We start from the raw sequence: 7,212 nt of genomic DNA, 5'->3' as shown, positions 1-7,212 counted from the left end.
CGAACATGATCGGTGATATCGGCGGCTCGTTCGGTGACCTGTCCGGCGCGTTCGACCGGGTCACCCACGGGCGACCCGGCGGCGGCGCCGACGATATCCAGTTCGGGGGCGTACTCGGCGGCCAGCTCCGCCGCCCAGGCCGTCGCCAGCCCGCCGCCCGAATAGCCCCACAGCGCAACCTGATTCGACGGCGACAATCCGAGCGCGCCGAAACTCAATGCCGCACGGATGCCGTCGAGCGCCCGGTAACCGGGCTCCCTCGCGGCGCCGAACCGCCCGTCGAGCCCCTCGTGGTCGGGGACCGAGACCGCCCACCCCTGCCGCAGCGCCATCGCGATGATCGGCAGTTCCAGCGGGGCGATCGAACCGATGGTCTGCGCGCCCCGACGCAAGGCGTAGGACGGAAAGCACTGCGGGGCAACGGCATCGATCGCGCACTGGAACGAGACGAGCGGACGGGACTCGCGCGGGTCGGCACCCCAGGGCAACAGCACCGTCGTCACCGTCACCTCGGCATTGCCGTCGAGATCGCAGGTGCGATAGAGCAATTGCCACGCGGCGATACGCTGCGGCACCATGCCGAACAGGGCCAGCTCCACCGAGCGCGACCGCACCACCGCGCCGGGGGCGAGCGTCTCCAGATCGGGCGGGGCGCTATAGAAGGGGTCATCGGGCGGCAACGGCGGTGCTCCACGCAGGGTGGCCGCCCGATCGAGCAGACTTGTCATAGGCCGCCGCCTCCGCCGAAGAACCACGGGTTGAACGTGCAGGCCAGCTCGGGTCCGCTCGCCGGATCGAGAGCACGCAGTGCGATGGAGGCCGCGCGCGGGGAGTACATCATCGTCAGGTGGTCGGAGACGTCCTGTTCGCAGCCCGCCTGCAGGGTGATGTTGTCGACGGTCGCGTCCGGTCCGGCGACCAGGAAGCCCAGGTCGAGGGGGTTCATCACTTCGTCGTAGCGGGAGCCGACCACGGTGTAGTGCACGCCGGGCACGGTGTCACCGCCGGCGTTGAGGGTGGTGTAGAACGGCGAGCCGATGGCCTGTTCCACATTGGCGGCGCCGATGATCGGCCGGTAGAAGCCGAGGATGTCGATGCCCGCGTTGTTGATCATGCGGCCGAGCGTGGCAATACCGAGCAGTGAGGTGCCGTGGTGCGTGCCGCCGAAGCTCACAAGGGTGGCGACCTTGCCCTGTCCCCCGTCGAACTTGAGGTAGTGGTTGGCGATGGTCGCGCCCTGGGAGTGGCCGACGATATCGACCTGTTCGGCGCCGGTCGCGGCCCGTACCCGCTCGATGAACGCGGCCACCTGGCGCGAGGATTCGACCATCGGGCCGACCCCGTTGCGGCCGGGCAGGATCGCGCCGAGCCCACCGGCCTCCAGCAGGGTGGACTTGCCGAAGTTCAGGGTGAACACGCAGTGCCCGGCGTCGGCCAGCCGCGGTGACAGATAGGAGAAGGTGTCGTAGGCGTTGAGCCAGGTGCCGTGCAGCAGGACCACCGGTCGCGGGTGGGCCGCGGTGGGTTTGCAGTCCCAGCGGTTGGCCTTGGGCGGCGCGGCGTCCGGGTGCAGCAGGCCGTAGGCGAAGGCGGGCAGATAGGCCGACATCGAGGGTCCCTCACCGACGGTGTCGGAGGCACGGCTCGATGAACCCGACCCGCTGCCCGAGGCACTGCCGGTGTCGGCGATGGCGGTGGGGCGGCCGTCGGGCGTGGTCGGCGCGGCGGCGTTCAGGTATTCGGCCAGCGAGGCAACGGTCGGTTCGAGCGTGGGAGTCGCGGCGGCCGAGTGGGTGCCGAGCGCGACGAGCGCGGCGGCGATGCCGAACGCGGACAGGGTTCGGCGAAGAGGATGCGTCGTTGCAATCAAGGTTTCACTTCCGTAGAACAGCGTCGTCGGGCAGGTGGCCCGATGCGCGTTCTGCGAATCTATGACCGGCGCCACAGGGTGTCACTGCACCGTGCGCCCAGAAAACGCGACTGTTCTTGTCTCGTGAACCAAGTTCTCGTCGTAGCCGACTGGAGCGCCCACTTTCGCCCTGTCTTGGGACACAATTCCAGGCATGCTCGCCGAACAAGCCACGTCCGCGTCACCCGATCTGACGACTCGTCTACTGAGTCGCTGGCCCCAGATCGCTGAGCGCATGCTCGCCGAAGGACTCGCCGCCAAGGCCCCCGCCGAACTGCCCGCCGGCCACTTCACCGCCGAGGTGCTGCCGACCATCTACGCCTGCGGTCGGGCGGTGCTCGACGCGATCGCCTCGAATCGGGAGTTCACCAAAGCGGAGGTGGCCATGTTCGTGGCTCCGGTCGCCGAGCGTCATGCCGAGGACCGGCTCCCGTTGCCGCTGCTCATCGATGCCATTCACGCCTCGGCGCAGTCGCTGCTCGCGGCGGCCTCCGCGGAGGCCGAGCCCAGTGAGATGTTCGAGTTCATCCACGTCTTCAGCAGGCTGCTCGACCTGCTCCGCCACATCAATATGACCGTGGTCGAGACCTACACCGAGGTGGAGCAGTCGATCTACCACGCCGAACGTGAGGCACGGCGCGAATTGTGCTCGGCGCTGGTGCGTGGGCTACCGGCCGAGGAACTCGCGGCGCGGGCCGACACGATTCTGGCCGAGCAGTACACGGTGCTCGCGATCCACCTCGACGAGCAGCCGCGCACCGGCAGCGCGGCCAACCTGCTGACGCGCCGCCGCATCCGGGTGTTGCAGCGCGCCCTCGACGCGCTGACCGGAACGACCACCCCCGCCACCTTCGACGGCACCAGCGGCATCGCCCTGCTGAGTCGCTCCGAGGCCGATGTCCTCGACGCCGCGCGTTTCGACCAGCTCGCCACGCGACTGGCCGAACAATTCGGGGTTCCGGTGTTTCTCGCGGAGTTCTCGGAGGTGGCCCGCGACGACATTCCCACCGCCGCCAAAGACGCGAGCGAACTGACCGAGCTGGCTCGGCTCCGGGGTAAACCCGGCGGGTGTTACCGCCTGGACGATCTGCTGCTCGAATACCAGCTCACCCGGCCGGGCCCGGCGCGAGAGCGGTTGGCGCAACGCGTGATTCCACTGCTGTCGAGCCCACATCTCGTCGAGGCGCTCGAAGCGCATCTGCAGTACGGCGCCGACCGGAAGACCGCCTCGCGACGGATCCATGTCCACCCCAATACCTTCACCTACCGATTGCGCCGCATCGCCGACCTGACCGGCCTCGACCCGGCCGATCCCAAGGATTCACGAATGCTCGCAGCCGCGCTCACGGTATATCGGCTGGATTCCGCATAAACGAAAAAACCCGCTATTCGACGTGTGCTTCGAATAGCGGGTATTCCGTTTCCCGACAAGGAAAGTCTTTATTGCGCGGCGTACCTTACAGGTAGGCGCTGCAGGTCGGCCAGGCGCCGGGGCCCTGAGCCGCGAGCACGTTCTCGGCGACGCGGATCTGCTCTTCACGGCTGGCGTTGTCGGCCGTGCCGGTGCCGCCGTAGGCCTCCCAGGTGCTCTGCGAGAACTGCAGACCGCCGTAGTAGCCGTTACCGGTGTTGATACCCCAGTTACCGCTGCTCTCGCACTGCGCCACGGCGTCCCAGTTGTTCGCCGAAGCGGTGGCAGTGGTCAGACCGGCCGGAACGGCGATCATGGCACCGGCGACAGCGGCGAAACCGAGGGCACGGGTGGTGAACTTGCGATTGAAAGACATAAGCATTTCCTGCCTGCGCCCACCGACTCGGTATTCGAACTACCGCGTCCCTGCCCCACAGGTATGTCGGGGATCCTCGAATCGCGGGGCAGGCTTTGCGGCGTTCTGCGATTCGATTCGGCTCGGGTTGTTGTTCAAGCCGTGATCGAATGTAGCTGTTTCGCAACGGAAGATCACGCACCGATCACGGACGCTTATGTAGCAAAGTTTGTCCAAACGTACGCTGTTCACCGCTGGTCGTTCGTGATAAATCCGTAATCACAGAACTGTGTTTCAGGCGGCTATTTGTGACCGGCCTCACAGGTAATTAGTGGGCCCGCTCACGTTTCTTCCGCGCAATTCGGGCAACCCTTTGTATGAGTAGTGGCCGCAGGCTCCTCAGGCGAGGAGCCGCTTTTCCGATGCCACGGCCACCGCGGCGGCGCGCGTATCGACGCCGAGCTTGTCGTAGATGCGCCCGAGATGCGTTTTCACCGTCGCCTCGCTGATGTGCAGCGCGCGGGCGATCTCCCGGTTACCGAGGCCTTCGGCCAGCTTGCCGAGGATGTCGCGCTCGCGAGCGGTGAGGGTGGGCCCAGGGTTGCGCATCTTGGCCATGACCTTGGCCGCGACCGGCGCCGACAACGCGGTCTGCCCGCTCGCGGCCGCGCGGATGGCGGTGAACAGTTCCTCGGGGCGTTCGGCCTTGAGCAGGTATCCGGTGGCGCCCGCCTCGATCGCGCGGGTGATGTCGGCATCGGTGTCGTAGGTGGTCAGCACGAGAACGTGCGGTGTCGGCGCCGGTTGGGCGGTGATGAGCCTGGTCGCGGCCACCCCGTCCATCTCGCCGCCGAGCTGCAGATCCATCAGCACCACATCCGGGTGCAGGCGCCCGGCCAGCGCGACGGCCGCCGGGCCGTCGGCGGCCTCCCCGATCACCTCGATCCCGGGAGCGCTCGACAGCAGGGCGTGCAGTCCGGCGCGCACCACCGCGTGATCGTCACAGATCAGCAGGCGCACGGTGGTGGTCATAACGGCCGATGCTAGCGGGCATCGCCCGGTGCGACCGGCGCCAAGGGGATCGACACCGACAGCACCGTCCCCTCCCCCGGCGCCGATTCGATCGCGCAGGTACCGCCCAGCTGACGCACGCGCGCCCGGATCGCAGGCAGACCGTGACCCCGATGCTGGGCCGGATCGCCGACGTCACCGGGATCGAAGCCGCATCCGTTGTCGGCCACATCGAGAACGATCTGGTCGTCGAGGCTGGTCAGCGTCAGTGTCGCCGTGCTCGCCCGCGCGTGTTCGCGCACATTGGCCAGCGCGCCCTGGGCGATGCGGAGCAGCGTGGCTTCCACCCGCTGCGGCAGTGTCACCGGCGCACCTTCGATGTGGCATCGCACGGTGAGGGTGTCGGTGGATTCGCGGGCGGCGAGTGCGGTCAGGGCGGCGGCCAGTGAGCCGCCCGCGGCGAGGTCGGCGGGGGCGAGATCGTGCACGAAGCGGCGCGCTTCGGTGAGGTCGCGTTCGGCGATCTCGGCCGCCGAGCGCAGATGCGTGCGGGCCAGCTCGGGGTCGGTATCCCAGACCAGGTCGGCGGCCTGCAACAGCATGCGCTGGCTGGACAGGCCCTGGGCGAGGGTGTCGTGGATCTCCATCGCGAGCCGTTCGCGTTCGGCGAGGGTGCCTTCGCGTCGTTCGGTGTCGGCCAGTTCCTGACGGGTTCGCACGAGATCGTCGATGAGCGCCGCCTGCCGGGCCGCCTGCCTGCGCATACCGACGAACAACGCGGTGGTCACGGCCGCCACCGCGGGCGGTGCGAGCACCAGGTTCGGATCGAGCCAGCCCGCGATGCGCACCTGACTGGCCACCACCAGCGCGGTCAACACGACGACCAGCGTCACCGCGGTGCGTTCGGACAGGATGCGCAGACCCGTGTACACCAACGGCACCGCGCACCAGGCGAAACTCGGCGCGAGCACCACCAGCACCGACCAGGTGAGCACCAGCGCCGTGAACCACACGAGCCGACGCGACTCCCGCAACTCGCTGAGCCCGTAGAGCAGCGCGAGCGCCACCGCGAGGACGACGATGAGGGGCGTCGAACGGGTCTCGCTGTGCCGGATCAGCCAGCGCAACAGCGACGCGGCGAGCAGCACGTAGAACGCGCTGTGCACGATGATCGCGAGCAGACGGGTGTCCTCGCGCTGGTCACCGAGGTCCATGCGACCTCCTCCCTCTCCTCGGCATTCTCCCCCGGCGCCGGGGCCCGGCGGGTCATCCGATCGGTCGACCCGGGTGTCGTCCGATCCGGCCGCGCACTCCAGCCACACCGTCGATTCGCGGGAGCCGCCGGGCGAACAGGATGGATATCACCAGGCCGCGCCGCAGATCCGACGGCCGAGAAATGCTCAGGAGCAGCAATGACCAGCAAGTTCAGCACCCGTAACCGTCTCATCGTCGCCGGTGCCACCGCCGCTGTGGTGGGCGCGGGCGTCGTCGGTGTCGTCACCGTGCAGGCCGCCGATCCCGATCCGGCCACCCGCACCCCCGTCGTCGTCGAGGCCGCCGACAACAATCTGGCCACCAGCACGCACCTGTCGGTCGCCGCCGCGACCAAGGCCGCGCAGACCGCGCTCGACGCGGCCGCCAAGGAGAACCAGCGGGTGAGCGTGGCCGTGGTCGACCGCAACGGCAATGTGATCGTCACCCTGCGTGGCGACGGCGCGGGCCCGCAGTCCTACGACGCCGCGCAGCAGAAGGCGTTCACCTCCGTCTCGTGGAACGCACCGACCAGCGAGCTCACCAAGCGGCTCGAGTCCGCACCCCACCTGGCCGACATCGACGGCACCCTCTTCCTCGGCGGCGGCGCCCCGGTGAAGTCGAAGGGCGCGCCCATCGCGGGCATCGGTGTGGCAGGCGCGCCGAGCGGCGATCTCGACGAGAAGTTCGCCCAGGCCGGCGTGGCCGCGCTCGGTAACTGATCGAAGGCTGCGCCCGGCGGGCGGACGGAGAATGATGGACCTCGAAGGAGGCATCATGTCCGCTCGCCGGGTTCTGTTCAGTGTCCTCACCATCGGCGTGGTCGCGGTGGTGGCGGTCGGGCTGTATCTGTTCCAGCCGTGGCGATTGTTCACCACGGTCACGGTCGACGAGGCCCCGGTGGTCGCCGCCGACGGCGCCCCGCCGCCGCTGCTCGCCCAGGGCACGTTCCTCTCCCACGAACACGACACCTCGGGCACCGTGGTGCTGCAGCGGGCCGCCGACGGCACGCTGATCGTGCGGATCACCGACCTGCGCACCTCCGACGGCCCCGCCCTGCGGGTATGGCTCACCGATCAGCCCGTGATCCCCGACGACTGGCACAACTTCGACGACGGCACACATATCGATCTCGGTGCGTTGAAGGGCAACGAGGGCAACCAGAACTACGAGGTGCCCGCCGGAACAGATCTGTCCTCGGTGCGTTCGGTCAGCATCTGGTGCGAGCGGTTCCACGTCTCCTTCGGCGCGGCGACGCTCACTCCGGTCTGATCC

At 68.4% G+C, this 7,212-nt stretch carries 7 protein-coding genes and 1 pseudogene; 3 read left to right on the top strand and 5 right to left on the bottom strand.

The window, feature by feature from the left end:
- Positions 1–728 (bottom strand): lipase family protein (locus tag AB0I19_RS27680; RefSeq protein WP_357152640.1); only part of this gene is annotated, 728 nt, incomplete at its 3' end.
- Positions 725–1,870 carry an alpha/beta fold hydrolase gene (locus AB0I19_RS27675; RefSeq protein ID WP_357152637.1) on the bottom strand — a complete coding sequence of 382 codons (1,146 nt, stop codon included), beginning with the start codon at positions 1,868–1,870 and terminating at the stop codon, positions 725–727. The genes AB0I19_RS27675 and AB0I19_RS27680, both read right to left, overlap by 4 nt.
- Positions 1,871–2,063: 193 nt before the next feature.
- Here AB0I19_RS27675 and AB0I19_RS27670 point away from each other — a divergent pair, with 193 nt between their 5' ends.
- Positions 2,064–3,281: a helix-turn-helix domain-containing protein gene (locus AB0I19_RS27670; RefSeq protein ID WP_357152634.1), complete on the top strand. Its 1,218-nt coding sequence runs from the start codon at positions 2,064–2,066 to the stop codon at positions 3,279–3,281.
- A gap of 106 nt (positions 3,282–3,387) precedes the next feature.
- Here the strand turns inward: AB0I19_RS27670 and AB0I19_RS27665 are convergent.
- From AB0I19_RS27665 to AB0I19_RS27655, 3 genes and pseudogenes are all read right to left on the bottom strand, one after another.
- Positions 3,388–3,696 (bottom strand): annotated as a pseudogene (locus AB0I19_RS27665) (transglycosylase family protein); the annotation flags it as partial.
- Between the two features lie 378 nt (positions 3,697–4,074).
- Complete coding sequence (locus AB0I19_RS27660) at positions 4,075–4,707, bottom strand: response regulator transcription factor (RefSeq protein WP_357152632.1); 633 nt, start codon at positions 4,705–4,707, stop codon at positions 4,075–4,077.
- 11 nt (positions 4,708–4,718) lie between these two features.
- Positions 4,719–5,900: a sensor histidine kinase gene (locus tag AB0I19_RS27655; protein WP_357152629.1), complete on the bottom strand. Its 1,182-nt coding sequence runs from the start codon at positions 5,898–5,900 to the stop codon at positions 4,719–4,721.
- Positions 5,901–6,098: 198 nt separating this feature from the next.
- Here AB0I19_RS27655 and AB0I19_RS27650 point away from each other — a divergent pair, with 198 nt between their 5' ends.
- Both AB0I19_RS27650 and AB0I19_RS27645 read left to right on the top strand, forming a co-directional pair.
- Positions 6,099–6,659 (top strand): heme-binding protein, encoded by a 561-nt coding sequence (locus AB0I19_RS27650; protein WP_067637102.1) that lies wholly within the window; start codon positions 6,099–6,101, stop codon positions 6,657–6,659.
- A gap of 55 nt (positions 6,660–6,714) precedes the next feature.
- Entirely contained in the window at positions 6,715–7,209 is a 495-nt protein-coding gene (locus tag AB0I19_RS27645; protein WP_357152626.1) for a DM13 domain-containing protein, read from the top strand.
- Positions 7,210–7,212: the final 3 nt, after the last annotated feature.

Origin of the sequence: Nocardia sp. NPDC050413, from assembly GCF_040655475.1 — a bacterium.
GTDB lineage: Bacteria > Actinomycetota > Actinomycetes > Mycobacteriales > Mycobacteriaceae > Nocardia > Nocardia coubleae.
The sequence above is the reverse complement of the archived record's forward strand: the minus strand, read 5'-3'. Positions and strand labels throughout refer to the sequence as shown.

What these genes read in the sequence shown, in the direction of transcription:
- AB0I19_RS27670 (WP_357152634.1), top strand. Translation starts at nt 2,064, where the DNA reads ATGCTCGCCGAACAAGCCACGTCCGCGTCACCCGATCTGACGACTCGT.
- AB0I19_RS27660 (WP_357152632.1), bottom strand. Translation starts at nt 4,707, where the DNA reads ATGACCACCACCGTGCGCCTGCTGATCTGTGACGATCACGCGGTGGTG.
- AB0I19_RS27655 (WP_357152629.1), bottom strand. Translation starts at nt 5,900, where the DNA reads ATGGACCTCGGTGACCAGCGCGAGGACACCCGTCTGCTCGCGATCATC.
- AB0I19_RS27650 (WP_067637102.1), top strand. Translation starts at nt 6,099, where the DNA reads ATGACCAGCAAGTTCAGCACCCGTAACCGTCTCATCGTCGCCGGTGCC.
- AB0I19_RS27645 (WP_357152626.1), top strand. Translation starts at nt 6,715, where the DNA reads ATGTCCGCTCGCCGGGTTCTGTTCAGTGTCCTCACCATCGGCGTGGTC.